13 protein-coding genes and 2 pseudogenes are annotated in these 16,220 nt (G+C 54.5%); all 15 read left to right on the plus strand.

Translation table 11 applies throughout. The features are described from left to right. Nucleotides 1-112: 112 nt before the first annotated feature. The 15 genes and pseudogenes from dpaA (at nucleotide 113) to T260_RS127060 (ending at nucleotide 16,217) form a co-directional block, all read left to right on the plus strand. A complete protein-coding gene (gene dpaA / locus T260_RS127120) occupies nucleotides 113-1,018 on the plus strand; it encodes a dipicolinic acid synthetase subunit A (protein ID WP_013145722.1) in 906 nt (301 codons plus the stop codon). After that, on the plus strand, nucleotides 1,015-1,620 hold the full coding sequence (locus T260_RS127115; protein WP_011230774.1) for a dipicolinate synthase subunit B: 606 nt from the start codon (nucleotides 1,015-1,017) through the stop codon (nucleotides 1,618-1,620). Before dpaA ends, T260_RS127115 begins: the two co-directional genes overlap by 4 nt. A gap of 111 nt (nucleotides 1,621-1,731) precedes the next feature. Then, entirely contained in the window at nucleotides 1,732-2,775 is a 1,044-nt protein-coding gene (gene asd / locus T260_RS127110; protein ID WP_014195482.1) for an aspartate-semialdehyde dehydrogenase, read from the plus strand. Nucleotides 2,776-2,795: 20 nt separating this feature from the next. Next, on the plus strand, nucleotides 2,796-4,049 hold the full coding sequence (gene dapG, locus T260_RS127105; protein WP_011230776.1) for an aspartate kinase: 1,254 nt from the start codon (nucleotides 2,796-2,798) through the stop codon (nucleotides 4,047-4,049). 5 nt (nucleotides 4,050-4,054) lie between these two features. After that, nucleotides 4,055-4,930 carry a 4-hydroxy-tetrahydrodipicolinate synthase gene (dapA, locus tag T260_RS127100; protein WP_011230777.1) on the plus strand — a complete coding sequence of 292 codons (876 nt, stop codon included), beginning with the start codon at nucleotides 4,055-4,057 and terminating at the stop codon, nucleotides 4,928-4,930. A gap of 167 nt (nucleotides 4,931-5,097) precedes the next feature. Further along, nucleotides 5,098-6,768, plus strand: a complete 1,671-nt coding sequence (locus T260_RS127095; RefSeq protein WP_011230778.1) for a ribonuclease J — start codon at nucleotides 5,098-5,100, stop codon at nucleotides 6,766-6,768. Between the two features lie 117 nt (nucleotides 6,769-6,885). Beyond that, nucleotides 6,886-7,626 carry a ClpP family protease gene (locus T260_RS127090; protein WP_015374439.1) on the plus strand — a complete coding sequence of 247 codons (741 nt, stop codon included), beginning with the start codon at nucleotides 6,886-6,888 and terminating at the stop codon, nucleotides 7,624-7,626. After that, on the plus strand, nucleotides 7,623-7,847 hold the full coding sequence (locus tag T260_RS127085; RefSeq protein WP_023634155.1) for a YlzJ-like family protein: 225 nt from the start codon (nucleotides 7,623-7,625) through the stop codon (nucleotides 7,845-7,847). The genes T260_RS127090 and T260_RS127085 overlap by 4 nt, the downstream gene beginning before the upstream one ends. A gap of 108 nt (nucleotides 7,848-7,955) precedes the next feature. Beyond that, nucleotides 7,956-10,286 (plus strand): FtsK/SpoIIIE family DNA translocase, encoded by a 2,331-nt coding sequence (locus tag T260_RS127080; protein WP_011230781.1) that lies wholly within the window; start codon nucleotides 7,956-7,958, stop codon nucleotides 10,284-10,286. A gap of 209 nt (nucleotides 10,287-10,495) precedes the next feature. Next, nucleotides 10,496-11,227 carry a GntR family transcriptional regulator gene (locus T260_RS127075; protein WP_011230782.1) on the plus strand — a complete coding sequence of 244 codons (732 nt, stop codon included), beginning with the start codon at nucleotides 10,496-10,498 and terminating at the stop codon, nucleotides 11,225-11,227. 84 nt (nucleotides 11,228-11,311) lie between these two features. Continuing rightward, nucleotides 11,312-12,403 (plus strand): BMP family lipoprotein, encoded by a 1,092-nt coding sequence (locus T260_RS127070; protein ID WP_014195487.1) that lies wholly within the window; start codon nucleotides 11,312-11,314, stop codon nucleotides 12,401-12,403. Nucleotides 12,404-12,530: 127 nt separating this feature from the next. Beyond that, nucleotides 12,531-13,083: pseudogene (locus T260_RS0120525) on the plus strand (ATP-binding cassette domain-containing protein); the annotation flags it as partial. A gap of 21 nt (nucleotides 13,084-13,104) precedes the next feature. Beyond that, nucleotides 13,105-14,211 (plus strand): annotated as a pseudogene (locus T260_RS0120530) (ABC transporter ATP-binding protein); the annotation flags it as partial. Next, complete coding sequence (locus tag T260_RS127065; protein ID WP_025951132.1) at nucleotides 14,211-15,257, plus strand: ABC transporter permease; 1,047 nt, start codon at nucleotides 14,211-14,213, stop codon at nucleotides 15,255-15,257. The pseudogene T260_RS0120530 and the gene T260_RS127065, both read left to right, overlap by 1 nt. Next, on the plus strand, nucleotides 15,258-16,217 hold the full coding sequence (locus tag T260_RS127060; protein WP_011230786.1) for an ABC transporter permease: 960 nt from the start codon (nucleotides 15,258-15,260) through the stop codon (nucleotides 16,215-16,217). The last annotated feature ends 3 nt before the right edge of the window (nucleotides 16,218-16,220 follow it).

The following is a 16,220-nucleotide window of genomic DNA, read 5'->3' on the forward strand; positions in this document are numbered from 1 at the left end:
GGGCGCATATCGCCCATTTTTTCCCGCAAGGATATTCACCTATATTTTCCTTCCAACATAAGATGGGAAAGGAAACGGAGCAGTTTGCCAGAAAAGAAGGTGAGCGTACAACATGATGCTGACAGGAATGCATATCGCCATCATCGGCGGCGATGCTAGGCAGCTTGAAGTCATCCGCAAACTCGTTGAACTCGACGCGAAGTTGTCGCTTGTCGGCTTCGACCAGCTCGCCCATCATTTCACCGGGGCGATGAAGCTGCCGATTGGCGAAGTCGATTTTGCCGATTTGGATGCGATCATTTTGCCGGTTCACGGCACGACGCTGGACGGAAACGTCAACAGCGTGTTTGCCCACGAACCGATTCCGTTTACAGAAGAGATGGTGCAAAAAACGGCGCGGCAATGCACGATTTATTCCGGCATCAGCAACGCGTATTTGGACGAATTGGTGAAAAAAACAGGGCGCAAGCACGTGCAGTTGTTTGAGCGCGACGATGTCGCCATTTACAACTCCATTCCGACCGCGGAAGGCACGGTGATGATGGTCATTCAGCATACGGATTTTACGATCCACGGCTCATGCGTTGCCGTCTTGGGGCTTGGACGCGTTGGCATGACCGTCGCCCGGACGTTCGCCGCGTTGGGGGCGAAAGTGAAAGTCGGGGCGCGCCGGTCGGAGCATCTCGCCCGCATTACAGAAATGGGGCTCGTGCCGTTTCACTTAAACGATTTGGAAAAAGAAGTGCGTGACATTGACGTCTGCATCAACACCGTGCCTCATCTCATCGTGACGGCGAGCGTCATCGCCAAAATGCCGCCCCATACGCTGATTATCGATTTGGCGTCAAAACCGGGCGGCACTGACTTCCGCTATGCCGAAAAACGGGGAGTGAAAGCCATTTTGGCGCCCGGGCTGCCGGGGATTGTCGCGCCGAAGACAGCTGGGCAAATCATTGCCAACGTCTTGGCGCAACTATTATATGCAGATTTACAAAAACGGGAGGAGAATCATGCATGAGCGGAAACAGCTTGAAAGGAAAACGGATCGGCTTTGGCCTCACCGGGTCGCATTGCACATATGATGCGGTGTTCCCGGAGATCGAGAAGCTTGTCAACGAAGGAGCGGAGGTGCTGCCGATCGTCACCTATACGGTGAAAACGACGAACACCCGCTTTGGCGAAGGGGAAGAATGGGTGAAAAAACTCGAACAACTGACCGGACATGAAGTGATCGATACGATCGTCAAAGCGGAGCCTCTCGGGCCGAAAATTCCGCTCGACTGCATGGTGATCGCTCCGCTCACCGGCAACTCGATGAGCAAGCTGGCCAATGCCATGACGGATTCCCCCGTGCTGATGGCGGCGAAAGCGACGATGCGCAACCACCGCCCGGTCGTGCTTGGCATTTCGACGAACGATGCGCTCGGCTTAAACGGCGTCAATCTAATGCGGCTTATGGCAGCAAAAAACATTTATTTCATCCCGTTCGGCCAAGACGCCCCGCAGGCGAAGCCGAACTCCATGGTCGCCTACATGCCGCTTTTGCGCGATACGATTCTCGCCGCGCTTGAAGGGAAGCAGCTGCAGCCGGTCATTATCGAGCGGTTCCGCTACAACTGAATCGAAAATCCATGTTCCGCATAAAAATGTTCTCTCGTCCACAGCGGAATGTGATAAAATAAAGACTATGAATTCACTTCTTAGAGTGACGATGTGGAAGGAGAATGGTGGATGGCTCAAAAACAATATCATGTCGCTGTCGTCGGAGCAACGGGGGCCGTCGGACAGCAAATGGTGCGGACGCTTGAAGACCGGAACTTCCCGGTTGGAAAATTGACTTTGTTGTCATCGGAGCGGTCAGCCGGCAAAAAAATGCGCTTTCGCAGCGAGGAGATCGAAGTGCAGGCGGCATCGCCCGAGCGCTTTGACGGGGTCGACATCGCCTTGTTCAGCGCCGGCGGCGCCGTATCGAAAGCGCTGGCGCCGGAAGCGGTGCGGCGCGGAGCGATCGTGATCGACAATACGAGCGCGTTTCGGATGGAGGAAAACGTGCCGCTTGTCGTTCCGGAAGTGAACGAAAGCGACTTGACGTGGCATAACGGCATTATCGCCAATCCGAACTGCTCGACGATTCAAATGGTTGTGGCGTTGGAGCCGATTCGGAAGGCGTTTGGCCTAGAGCGCGTCATTGTCTCGACGTACCAAGCCGTCTCCGGGGCGGGAGCGCAGGCCATTGAAGAGCTCAACGAGCAGACGAAAGCGGTGCTCGAAGGGAAGCCGGTGGAGGCGAACATTTTGCCAGTGAAATCGGACCGAAAGCATTACCCAATTGCGTTCAACGCCATTCCGCAAATCGATAAGTTTCAAGACAATGGATTTACGTTTGAAGAGATGAAAATGATCAATGAAACAAAAAAAATTATGCATATGCCTGAGCTGAAAGTGGCGGCGACGTGCGTGCGCATTCCGGTGGCGAGCGGCCATTCGGAATCGGTGTACATCGAAATTGAACAAGACGGCGTCACCGCCTCTGACTTGCAGGCGGTGCTCCGCGAAGCGCCGGGCGTCGTGCTTCAAGATGATCCGAGCGAACAGTTGTATCCGATGCCGGCCCATTGCGTCGGTAAGTACGACGTGTTTGTCGGCCGCATCCGCCGCGATTTGGACAACCGCCGCGGCTTCCATCTATGGATTGTCGCTGACAACTTGCTAAAAGGTGCAGCCTCGAACTCGGTGCAAATCGCAGAAAGTTTGTTGAAGCTCGGGCTCATTTGAAAAAGCATCGAGGTGTTAGCATGAAACTCATTGTTCAAAAGTTCGGCGGCACGTCCGTCCGCGACGAGCGCGGGCGGAACTTGGCGCGCCGCCATATTGAACGGGCGTTGGAAGATGGCTATAAAGTCGTGGCCGTCGTATCGGCTATGGGACGTTGCGGCGATCCATATGCGACCGATACGCTGCTTAGTTTGATCGGCGGCGTTCATCACCATGTCACAAAACGAGAGCAAGATATGCTTATGGCGTGCGGAGAAATCATCTCAAGCGTTGTGTTCAGCAACTTGTTGAACGAACACGGCATCAAAGCGACGGCGTTCACCGGCGCCCAGGCAGGATTTTGCACGAACAGCGATCATACGAACGCGAAAATTCTCGAAATGCGCTGCGACCGCCTCCTTGAGGCGCTTCGGCAATACGACGTCGTCGTTGTCGCCGGCTTTCAAGGCATGGCGGAAAACGGCGACATAACAACGCTCGGCCGCGGCGGGAGCGACACGTCGGCGGCAGCGCTCGGCGCGGCGTTAAACGCGGAGTGGGTTGATATTTTCACCGATGTCGACGGCGTCATGACCGCCGACCCGCGCATCGTTGAGAGCGCCCGGCCGCTTGACGTCGTTACGTATACGGAAATTTGCAACATGGCGTACCAAGGGGCGAAAGTGATCCATCCGCGCGCGGTGGAGATCGCCATGCAGGCGAAAGTGCCGCTGCGCATTCGCTCCACGTACTCCGATGCCCCCGGGACGCTCGTCACTTCATCGGTGCGCGGCCGAAAAGGAAGCGATGTGAAAGAGCGGCTTGTCACCGGCATTACGTACGTCGCCGACGTCACACAAATCAAAGTGCTGGCGAAAGAAGGCCACTATGAGCTGCAGTCTGACGTGTTTCAAGCGATGGCCCATGAAGGGATCAGCGTGGACTTTATCAACATTTCCCCGTACGGTGTTGTGTACACCGTGAGCGGCGACATGACGGAAAAAGCGGTGGCCGCCCTGCGCCGCATCGGCTACGAACCGGCCGTGACGCCCCGATGCGCCAAAGTGTCGGTCGTCGGCGCCGGCATTGCCGGCGTACCGGGGGTGACGGCGAAAATCGTCACTGCCTTGTCGGAGCAAGGCATTCAAATTTTGCAGTCCGCCGACAGCCATACGACGATTTGGGTGCTAGTGAAGCAAGACGATATGGAAAAGGCGGTCAACGCTCTGCATGACGCCTTCTGTTTATCCGAGGCGGATGCGGGCGAAGATGAAGCGATTTGGAGCGAGGAGTGAAAACCGTGGTTCAGTTCGGGAACATCATAACGGCGATGGTTACGCCATTTGACCGAAAAGGGAATCTCGACTTGGCAAAAACAACGGAGCTTGTCAACTATTTGCTTGACAATGGCACAGATGCGCTCGTTGTCGCCGGCACGACCGGCGAGTCGCCGACGTTGACGACCGAGGAAAAAATCGCGCTTTTTCGCCATGTCGTCTCCGTCGTCAACGGCCGGGCGCCGGTCATTGCTGGAACGGGCACGAACGATACGCGCGCGTCGATCGAGCTGACGAAAAAGGCGGAAGAGGCGGGCGTCGATGCTGTCATGCTTGTGGCGCCGTATTACAACAAGCCGAACCAAGAAGGGCTGTATCAACATTTCAAAGCGATTGCCGAAAGCACATCGCTGCCGGTGATGCTGTATAACGTTCCAGGGCGCACGTCGGTGAGTCTTGCTCCGGAGACGGTCATCCGGCTGTCCGAAGTTCCGAACATTGTCGCTGTCAAGGAAGCGGGCGGCAATTTGGACGCCATGGCGGAAATCATTGAGCGTACGCCGGACGACTTTTTGCTCTACAGCGGCGACGACAGCTTGACGCTTCCAGTGCTAGCGATCGGCGGCAATGGCGTCGTCTCGGTCGCTTCGCACATCATTGGCAATGAAATGCAGGAAATGATTCGTTCCTTTTTAGCGGGCGATCATCAGAAGGCGGCGGCGCTGCATCGAAAATGGCTGCCGCTCATGAAAGGCTTGTTTGCCGCCCCAAGCCCGGTGCCGGTGAAAACGGCGCTGCAGCTGCGCGGACTGGACGTTGGTTCGGTGCGCCTTCCGCTTGTGCCGCTCACCGAACAAGAGCGGAAGGAGCTAAGCCGCCTGCTCGATGCGCTGTCGTAACGAAACGATTCCCCAACGCTTTGCTTGCGCGTTGGGGCCTTTTTTTGCCTTGGCTGTGAAATCCATTGGCTGGTGAATGAACCATCTTGTGTTTTTCAGCATCGATTCGTTATAATAAAAGCAAGTGACTTTGAGCGGGTTAGCATCACAATTGGGAGGACGCAGCCTTGAAATCGAAAATAAAGCCGGTAGAGAAAATACGCATTTTTGCCCTTGGGGGAGTCGGAGAAATCGGCAAAAACATGTATGTTGTCGAATTGGACGAGGACATTTTTGTCATCGACGCCGGGGTGATGTTTCCGGAAGACGAAATGCTCGGCATCGACAAAGTGATCCCGGACATCACATATTTGATTGAACGGCAGCATCGCATTCAGGCAATTTTTCTCACCCACGGGCACGAGGAGCATATGGGGGCGATCGCCTACGTGCTCAAGCAGCTGTCTGTGCCGGTATACGGAACGAAGCTGACGCTCGGGTTGGCGGAGGCGCTGTTAAAAGAACAAGGGGTGTCGGGCGCGAAGCTCAATGAAGTTCATCCGGATGCGGAGCTCGTGTTTGACAAGGCGAAAGTGACGTTTTTCCGCACGATCCACAGCATCCCCGATTCGATCGGCATCAGTCTGCATACATCGCAAGGTGCGATCGTGTACACGAGCGATTTTAAATTTGACCAAACCCCGTACGGCAACAACCGCACCGACTTAGGGAAAATGGCGCAAATCGGCGAAGAAGGGGTGCTGTGTCTTTTGTCGGACAGCACAAACGCCGAACGCCCCGGCTACAGCGGCTCCGATACGGTAGTCGCCTATGAGATCGCTGACGTGATCGGCCATGCGAAAGGACGCGTGTTTGTTGCCTGCTACGCTTCCAACATCACCCGCATCCAGCAAGTGCTGTACGCCGCCCACCAATCCGGGCGTAAAGTGGCAGTCATCGGCAAAACGCTGCATAAAGTAATGGACATCGCCGTGCGCCTTGGCTATTTGCACGTTCCAGACAAGGTGACGATTTCTGCGCACGATATCGATCGCTACAATGACCGCGAGCTCGTCATTTTGACAACCGGCGGGCATGGCGAGCCGATGAGCGCGCTTTGGCGCATGGCGCGTCAAGCGAACAAACAAGTGAACATCAAAGAAGGGGATACCGTCATCGTCGCCGCATCCGTCATGCCGGGCTATGAGCTTGGGTTCGCGAAAACGATCGACGCCTTGTATCGGGCCGGCGCCAACGTGATTTACCGCGACCGGCAAGTGCACGTATCTGGGCACGGTTGCCAAGAAGAATTAAAGTTGATGCTCAATTTAATGAAGCCAAAATACTTTATTCCGGTGCATGGGGAATATCGGATGCAAAAAGCGCACGCCCGGTTGGCGAAGGCGGTCGGCATCTCGGAGGAGCGGACGTTTTTAATCGACAAAGGCGAAGTGATCGAGTTCCGCGGCGGTGCCGCCCGCCCCGGCGGCAAAGTGCCGTACGGCAATATTTTAATTGATGGCCTCGGCATTGGCGATGTCGGCAACATTGTGTTGCGTGACCGCCGCTTATTGTCCCAAGACGGCATTTTGATCGCCGTCGTCACGCTGAATAAAGAAGCGAAAACGATCGCCGCCGGCCCGGAAATCATTTCGCGGGGGTTCGTCTACATGCGCGAGTCTGAGACACTGCTTGAGGAAGCAGAGAAAATGGTGGCGGCAATCATCGAGCGCTGCCTTGAATCGTACATGCTTGAATGGTCGTCGTTGAAAGCGAACATCCGTGAAGCGTTAAGCCAGTTTTTATTTGAAAAAACGAAGCGCAGACCAATGATTTTGCCTATTATTATGGAAGTATAATGCAATCATGCTCAAAGTCAACTGGAAAATGCTGGAAACGGTCAGCCGTTGCCGGCATTTTTCTTTTTTCTTTCGGCCATACTAAGCGTATGATCGACAAGAAAGGAGACGAAATGGATGGAGAAGGAACGTTATTTTCAAGCGGAAACCGAGGGCGAACAGCCGGAAACAAAGGCCGAGGAAGCGACTGCGGCCATCACCCAGCTTGGGCAGACGAACGTCCCGCAAATGGATCCCGATACGAACATTCATTGTTTGACGATCGTCGGACAGATTGAAGGGCATATTCAGCTGCCTCCGCAAAATAAGGCGACGAAATACGAGCACGTCATTCCACAGATTGTGGCCATCGAGCAAAACCCGAAAATTGAAGGGCTGCTCGTCATTTTAAATACGGTCGGCGGCGATGTGGAAGCAGGGCTCGCCATTGCCGAAATGCTCGCCTCGCTCTCGAAACCGACTGTTTCCGTTGTGCTTGGCGGCGGCCATTCGATCGGCGTGCCGATCGCTGTGTCGTGCAACTATTCGTTCATCACCGAGACGGCGACGATGACGATTCATCCGATCCGTTTGACGGGGCTTGTCATCGGCGTGCCGCAGACGTTTGAGTACTTGGATAAAATGCAGGAGCGCGTCGTCCGCTTCGTGACGAAACATTCGAAGATCAGCGAGGAAAAGTTTAAAGAGCTCATGTTTTCCAAAGGCAATTTGACGCGCGACATCGGCACGAACGTCGTTGGGCCTGACGCCGTCCGGTACGGGCTCATCGATGAAGTCGGGGGCGTGTCCCAAGCGATGGCGAAGCTGCGCGAGCTGATCGCGATGAGGAAAAACGGGGAAGGGAAGATGATCCAATGATTTTGTATACGATCATGCCCGAACATTTAATTTTTCCGGTCGATGCCGCTGTTTATGAGAAGCGGAAAATGGTGTATTACGAGGGCATTCCGTTTCTCGTCCAAGCTGTCGAAACGGGAGAATATGAAATCGTGCAAAACTTAAGCACGAATCCGTTCCATTTTTTAAACGCCAAATATGCGCCTGGGGCGCGATTTCCGGCTTCTCTGGCAACATCGTAATGAATTGTTCAGCCGTTCATGATATAATAGAAAACAAACGGAAAAAAGCAGCCATTGTTGGCTGCTTTTTTCCGGCTTGCCAATTCATTCATGCTGGAGTGAACGATCATGGCGAAACGAAAGCGAAGAAGAAAAGGGAAGCCGTCAAAAACACAGCCATGGACGGAAACCATCCGCTTTGAATTGATCGGACTTGGCTTGCTCGCGGTCGCTGTCGTTGCGATGGCCCGCCTCGGGCTTGTCGGGGAGACGCTCGTGCTTGTGGGTCGCTTTTTTTTCGGCGAATGGTACATGCTATTAGTAGGCGGACTTTTCCTATTATCGCTCATCGTCATGTGGCGGCGGGAGTGGCCGTCATGGACGGGCCGCCCGTTTGTCGGCGCTTCGTCCATCGCCGCGGCGCTTCTGCTTTTGAGCCATGACAAGCTGTTTGAACTCATGTCGCGGCGCGGCGAGCTTGATCCGAGCATCATTCGGACGACGTGGGGGCTGTTTTGGAACGAAGCAAGCGGCAAGGCGGCCGATGTGGATTTAGGGGGCGGAATGGTCGGCGCCCTGTTATTTGCCGCCAGCTACCAGCTGTTCGATTCGCCCGGGACGAAATGGATTTGTTTCCTTCTGTTCATCGTCGGCTTTGTCGTGCTGACCGGGAAATCGCTGCGCGAGACGGCCGGCAAATGGGTTGCTTTTGCCGCAGCGTTTGTGCGAAAAGAATGGTTGGCGTTTGTCGAAGATATAAAGCAATGGCGGGCGGGGAGGAAGCGCAAGGAAAGCGGCGGCCGAAGCCGACGCTCGCGGCGGGCGGCCGCAAAGCGGGAAGACGAGCCGGCTGAAGCAAGCAGCGTCGAGCCGGATGAGGAACTGCTTTCCCCGCCGCCGATCATTTCCGATTTTGCCGCGGTCCGGTCGGCCGCTGAGCCGGAAGAAGAGAAGAATCCACTGGTGGAAGGCGACAGTGGGGGGGAGGAGGACAAACCGGCGCCGCCGCTTGCGTTTTCCGAGCATGAAAACACCAATTACGACCTGCCGCCGCTTGATTTGCTTCGCCTGCCGAAGCCGGCCGGGCAATCGGCCGATCATGCGAACATTTACGCCAACGCGCGAAAACTGGAGAAAACGTTCCAAAGCTTCGGCGTCAAGGCGAAAGTGACGCAAGTGCACCTCGGTCCGGCGGTGACGAAATATGAAGTGTATCCGGACGTCGGGGTGAAAGTGAGCAAAATTGTCAGCTTAAGCGACGATTTGGCGCTCGCTTTGGCGGCGAAAGACATCCGCATTGAAGCACCGATCCCCGGCAAGTCTGCGATCGGCATCGAAGTGCCAAATGAAGAGATCGCCACTGTTTCGCTGCGCGAAGTGCTGGAAGCCATTGAGCATACACGGGACAAGGCGAAGCTTTTGATTCCGCTTGGGCGCGACATCTCCGGTGAAGTCGTCGCTGCGGAACTAAACAAAATGCCGCATTTGTTGATCGCCGGCGCGACCGGCAGCGGCAAAAGCGTCTGCATCAACGGCATTATCGTCAGCCTGCTCATGCGCACGAAGCCGCATGAGGTGAAGCTGATGATGATCGATCCGAAAATGGTGGAGTTAAGTGTGTACAACGGTGTTCCTCATTTGTTGACACCGGTCGTCACCGACGCGAAAAAAGCGGCCCAGGCGCTGAAAAAAGTCGTCCAAGAAATGGAGCGGCGCTACGAGCTGTTCTCGCATACCGGCACGCGCAACATTGAAGGATATAACGAGCATATCCGCCACCATAACGAAACGGCGTCGGAACAGCAGCCGCTTTTGCCATACATCGTCGTGATCATCGACGAATTGGCCGACTTGATGATGGTGGCTTCCTCGGATGTGGAAGAGGCGATCACCCGTTTGGCGCAAATGGCGCGCGCCGCTGGCATCCATTTGATCATCGCCACCCAGCGCCCGTCGGTGGACGTCATCACCGGCGTCATCAAAGCGAACATTCCGTCGCGCATCGCCTTCAGTGTATCATCGCAAATCGACTCGCGCACCATTTTGGATATGGGCGGGGCGGAAAAACTGCTCGGCCGCGGCGATATGCTGTTTTTGCCGATGGGGGCCTCAAAACCAGTGCGCGTCCAAGGGGCGTTTGTCTCCGACCAAGAGGTGGAAGAAGTCGTTCGGTTTGTCATCGGACAGCAGCAGGCGCAATATTATGAGGAGATGTTCGTCGAAGACAGCGAACCCTCTTCCTCAGCCCTTGAAGACGAGTTGTACGATGAGGCGGTCCGTCTTGTCGTTGAAATGCAAAGCGCCTCCGTCTCGATGCTGCAACGCCGCTTCCGCATCGGTTACAATCGCGCCGCTCGGCTCATTGATGCCATGGAGGAGCGCGGCGTCGTCGGCCCGTATGAAGGAAGCAAGCCGCGCGCCGTTCTTTGGTCGAAGGAAGATTTAAAAAAGACATCATAAATGGGAAAAAGGGCGGGCGAAAAAAGCCTGCCCGCTCAATCATACATCTTATTGGAAGCGTTGCCAATCCTATTTCTTTTTCTTCGACAAAATTTGATATCACCTATTTATTTGCCCAGTAAAAAATGATATAGTAATCTCAAAAAGGTTATATGTCTAATGTCAGAGGTCTGATCTCAACGGAAATGCGTAACACGGAGGACGTTGTCATGTCAATCAAATCAGACAGCCGCCACCTTTACTTGCAAGTGATTGATCGCATCAAGCGCGATATTGAAACGGGAGTGTACAAAGAAAAGCAAAAACTGCCGTCCGAGTTTGAACTCGCCAAACAGCTTGGCGTCAGCCGGGCGACATTGAGGGAAGCGCTGCGGGTGCTGGAAGAAGAAAACATTATCATCCGCCGCCACGGCGTCGGAACGTTTGTCAACGCCCGTCCGCTGTTTACGTCCGGCATCGAGCAGCTCTCAAGCGTCACGGATATGATTCGTCAAGCGGGGCGCAAGCCAGGAACGATTTTTTTGTCTTCCTCCATCCAACAGCCGACGGAAGACGATATGCGCCGCTTCCAATGCCGGCCGGACGAGAATTTGTTGCTCATCGAGCGGGTGCGCACCGCCGATGGGGAGCCGGTCGTTTATTGCTTGGATAAAATTTTATGCAAATATTTGCCAAAGGGCATCTCCTATGAACAGGAGTCGCTGTTTGAAAACTTGCACAACCAAACGCATCGTGATATCGCCTATGCGGTCGCGCGCATCGTGCCGCTCGGCTATCATGAAAAAGTGTCGCCGATTTTGCAATGCGACCCGGAAACGGCGCTGCTTGTGCTCAAGCAAATGCATTTCGATAAAAACGATGAGCCGATTTTTTATTCCGTCAACTACTTCCGCTCCGACAAGTTCAGCTTCCATGTCATGCGGAAGCGGTTCAGCTTTTAAGGGGGGTGAAAATGGGTACATAGAAAGAGAGCGGAAGCTTTATACTAATTAAAGAACAAATTTTCAAGCCAGGGGGTAGTGAATGTGAAAAAGCGAATCGGATTGGTGTTGTCCGTCCTGTTTGCCGCCGGCACGCTGCTTAGCGCCTGCGGACAAGCCGGCAACAATGCGGGAGGCGGCAATCAGAAAGATACGTTCAGTGTCGCCATGGTCACCGACGTCGGCGGCATTGACGACAAATCGTTCAACCAGTCGGCTTGGGAAGGGCTGCAAAAGTTCGGCAAAGACAACGGGCTTGAAAAAGGCCGCGGCGGCTACGACTACTTGCAGTCATCGAGCGACGCTGACTATGCCACGAACTTAAACAAGCTTGTGCGCAGCGACTTTGACTTGATTTTCGGCATCGGGTATTTGATGGGCGACGCGGTGAAAGAAGTCGCTAAGCAAAACCCGAAAAAACATTTCGCCATCGTCGACACTGTTGTTGACGAGCCAAATGTCGCCAGCATCACGTTCAAGGAGCATGAAGGCTCGTTCCTTGTCGGTGTTGTCGCCGGGCTAATGACGAAAACGAATAAAATCGGCTTTGTCGGTGGGATGGAGATTCCGTTGATCGAAAAATTCGAAAGCGGATTCCGCGCCGGCGTGAAAGCGGTCAATCCGAAGGCGACTGTGGAAGTGCAATACGCCGGGGCGTTCGACCAAGCGGATAAAGGGAAAGCGATCGCCTCGAGCATGTACGCATCTGGCATCGACATCATCTACCATGCAGCGGGCGCGACTGGGAACGGCGTCTTCTCGGAAGCGAAAGATTTGAAGAAGAAAGATCCGAACCGCGAAATTTGGGTCATCGGTGTTGACAAAGACCAAGCGCCGGAGGGAGAAGTGAAAGTCGGCGGCAAAACGTACAACGTAACGCTCACTTCGATGGTGAAACGCGTCGACGTCGCTGTCTATGACACGGCGAAACGGGCGAAAGAGGGCGACTTCCCGGGCGGCAAAACGATTGAGTACGGGTTGCCGGAAAATGGGGTTGGCATTGCCCCGACGCAAGACAACATTCCGGAGAACGTGTTAAAAACAGTTGACGAATGGAAGCAAAAAATCATCAAAGGCGAAGTGAAAGTTCCGACAAACCGGAAAGAGTACGAGCAATTCGCTGCGACGATCAAGTGACGAACAAAGGCCAAGAAGGCTAGTGCGCGCCGCTAGCCTTCTTCAAAATCATAAAATGAAGGGCGGCTGTTTCGCTGTCGCCTTTCATTTTGTGATTTTGACCTTGCTTGAGTAAGGAGTGAATCGCTTGGAATACGTGATTGAAATGCTCAATATCCGCAAGGTGTTTGGCACGTTTGTCGCCAATGACAACATTACGCTGCAAGTGAAAAAGGGGGAGATACACGCTCTGCTTGGCGAAAACGGGGCCGGCAAATCGACGCTCATGAACGTGCTGTTCGGTTTATACCAGCCGGACGGCGGCGAAATCCGCGTGAAAGGAAAGCCGGTGCGCATCACCGACCCGAACGTCGCCAATGATCTTGGCATCGGCATGGTGCATCAGCACTTTATGCTCGTCGATACGTTCACCGTGACGGAAAACATCATCTTAGGCAGCGAGCCGACGCGGGCCGGAACGATCGATATGAAGCGGGCGGAGCGGGAAGTGCGCGAATTGTCGGAACGATATGGACTCGCGGTCGATCCGACAGCGAAGATCGCCGACATTTCCGTCGGCATGCAGCAGCGCGTGGAAATTTTAAAGACGCTTTACCGCGGCGCCGATATTTTGATTTTTGACGAACCGACAGCGGTGTTGACGCCGCAGGAAATTCGCGAGCTCATGCAAATTATGCGCACGCTCGTCCGCGNTTTTCGGCATTTTTTTCGGCATGCAGCAGCGCGTGGAAATTTTAAAGACGCTTTACCGCGGCGCCGATATTTTGATTTTTGACGAACCGACAGCGGTGTTGACGCCGCAGGAAATTCGCGAGCTCATGCAAATTATGCGCACGCTCGTCCGCGAAGGAAAATCCATCATTTTAATTACGCACAAACTCAAAGAAATTATGGAAGTGTGCGACCGCGTCACCGTCATCCGCCGCGGCAAAGGAATTGCGACGCTCAATGTGGCGGAGACGAATCCGAACGAACTGGCGGCGCTCATGGTCGGCCGCGAGGTGCAGTTTACGACCGCTAAGAAACCGGCTGAGCCGGGAAAACCGGTGTTGGAAATTAAAGACTTAGTCGTCAAGGACGCGCGCGGGATCAAAGCGGTCAACGGTTTGAACTTGACGGTGCACGCCGGCGAGATCGTCGGCATTGCTGGAGTCGACGGCAACGGCCAGACCGAGCTCATTGAAGCCATAACCGGCTTGATCAAAGCTGAATCAGGGACAATCCGCCTCAACGGCCGAGACATTACGAATTTGCCGCCGCGCAAAATCATCGAAGCCGGCGTCGGCCATATTCCGCAAGATCGGCATAAACACGGGCTTGTCCTTGACTTTCCGATCGGCGAAAACATGGTGCTGCAAACGTACTATCAGCCGCCGTACTCGAAACGGGGTCTGTTGAATTTTCAAGCCATTTACGAAAAAGCGCGCCAGCTCATCCGCGAATTTGACGTGCGCACGCCGGATGAATATACGAAGGCGCGGGCGCTGTCGGGCGGAAACCAGCAAAAAGCGATCATCGGCCGTGAAGTCGACCGCGATCCGGACTTGTTGATCGCCGCCCAGCCGACGAGGGGGCTTGATGTTGGAGCGATCGAATTTATTCATAAGCGGCTCATTGAACAGCGAGACCGCGGGAAAGCGGTGCTGCTCGTCTCGTTTGAGCTTGACGAAGTGATGAACGTCAGCGACCGGATCGCTGTCATTTATGAAGGAAACATCGTCGCCATCGTCGATCCGAAAGAAACAACCGAACAGGAGCTCGGGCTGTTGATGGCCGGAAGCAAACGGAAGGAAGCAGGTGTGTCGTGATGAAGTCGAATCGTCTCCAGCAATTTTTGATACCATTGTTGGCCGTTCTTCTTGGCATGATCGCCGGTTCGATCGTGATGCTTGCCAGCGGCTACAACCCGATCGCTGGGTTTTACGCCCTCGTGTACGGGGCGTTTGGCGATACGTACTATATCGGCGAAACGATCCGCCAGACGACGCCATACATTTTAACGGGCTTGGCGGTGGCGTTTGCCTTTCGCACCGGCTTGTTTAACATCGGGGTTGAAGGGCAGCTGATCGTCGGCTGGCTCGCTGCCGTCTGGGTCGGGGTGTCCTTTGATTTGCCCAAAATCATCCATTTGCCGCTCGCCTTGTTGGCCGCCGCGTTGGCCGGGGCGCTATGGGGCTTGATTCCGGGTGTGCTGAAGGCGTATTTAAAAGTGCACGAAGTCATTATTACGATCATGATGAACTATATTGCTTTGCATGTAACGAACGCCATCATCCGTTCCGTTTTGTCTGATGAGGGATTTAAATCAAAGCCGGTGAAAGAAAGCGCATCGCTTCACTCCGACTTTTTTGATGCCATTACGCATCATTCCACCATGCATTACGGCATTTTCATCGCTGTCGCCGCCGCATTTGTCATGTGGTTTTTGCTTGAGCGGACGACGAAAGGGTTTGAGCTGCGGGCGGTCGGTTTCAATCAGCATGCGTCACAGTACGCGGGCATGAATGTGCGCGCCAACATCATTTTAGCGATGGTCATCTCCGGCGCTTTTGCCGGCGTCGCCGGGGCGATGGAGGGGCTTGGCACATTTGGAAACATCTCGACGAAAGCCGGCTTTACCGGCCTTGGATTTGATGGCATCGCGGTTGCCTTGATCGGAGGAAACAACGCGTTTGGCATTTTGCTCTCCGCCTTGTTGTTTGGCGCCTTAAAAGTCGGGGCGTTGGAAATGCCGTCAAGCGCCGGCGTGCCGACCGAACTCGTCGATATTATTATCGCGCTCATCATTTTCTTTGTTGCATCCAGCTACATGATCCGCTGGCTGTTATCTCGTTGGCAAAAGGGGGCGGAGTAAGTGAGCGTGTATGACGTCTTGCAAACGATTGTCCCGACAACGATTTTCTTTGCGGCTCCTCTCATTTTCACCGCCCTTGGCGGCGTGTTTAGTGAACGGTCCGGCGTCGTCAACATCGGGCTTGAAGGATTGATGACCATCGGCGCGTTTGTCGGCATCGTCTTTAATTTGACGTTTGCCGATCGGTTTGGCGAATGGACGCCGTGGCTTGCCTTATTGGCTGCCATGGTGGTCGGCGCTGTATTTTCCCTGCTGCACGCTGTCGCGTCGGTCACATTTCGTGCCGACCAAGTCGTAAGCGGAGTGGCGATCAACTTTTTGGCGCTTGGTCTGTCGCTGTTTTTAGTGAAGAAAATGTACGGCAAGGGGCAGACGGACCAAATTCAAGTTGGGTTTGACAAAATTGACGTGCCAGTGTTAAGCGACATTCCCGTCATCGGGCCGCTGTTGTTTTCTAACGCGTACGCGCCGTCATATATCGCCATTGCGCTGGCGTTTGTATCATGGTATGTCATTTACAAAACGCCGTTTGGCCTGCGGCTGCGTGCGGTCGGCGAACATCCGATGGCGGCGGATACGATGGGGATTCATGTCGCCAAAATGCGCTACATCGCTGTCATGATCAGCGGCGCGCTCGGCGGCTTGGGCGGTGCGGTATACGCGACGATCATTTCCCGCGATTTCAGCCATGCGACGATTTCCGGGCACGGATTTATGGCGCTTGCGGCGATGATTTTCGGCAAGTGGCATCCGATCGGCGCGATGGGGGCGGCGCTCTTTTTCGGGTTGGCGCAAAGCTTAAGCATCGTCGGGCAAACGATTCCGTTCTTGAAAAACGTCCCGACCGTTTACTTGCTCATCGCCCCGTATGCACTCACGATTTTGGCGCTGGCGGGCTTCATCGGCCGCGCTGAGGCGCCGAAAGCGGCTGGCACGCCATACATCAAAGGAAAACGGTGATGA

It is taken from the genome of Geobacillus thermopakistaniensis (genome assembly GCF_000498995.1).
Lineage (GTDB): Bacteria > Bacillota > Bacilli > Bacillales > Anoxybacillaceae > Geobacillus > Geobacillus thermoleovorans.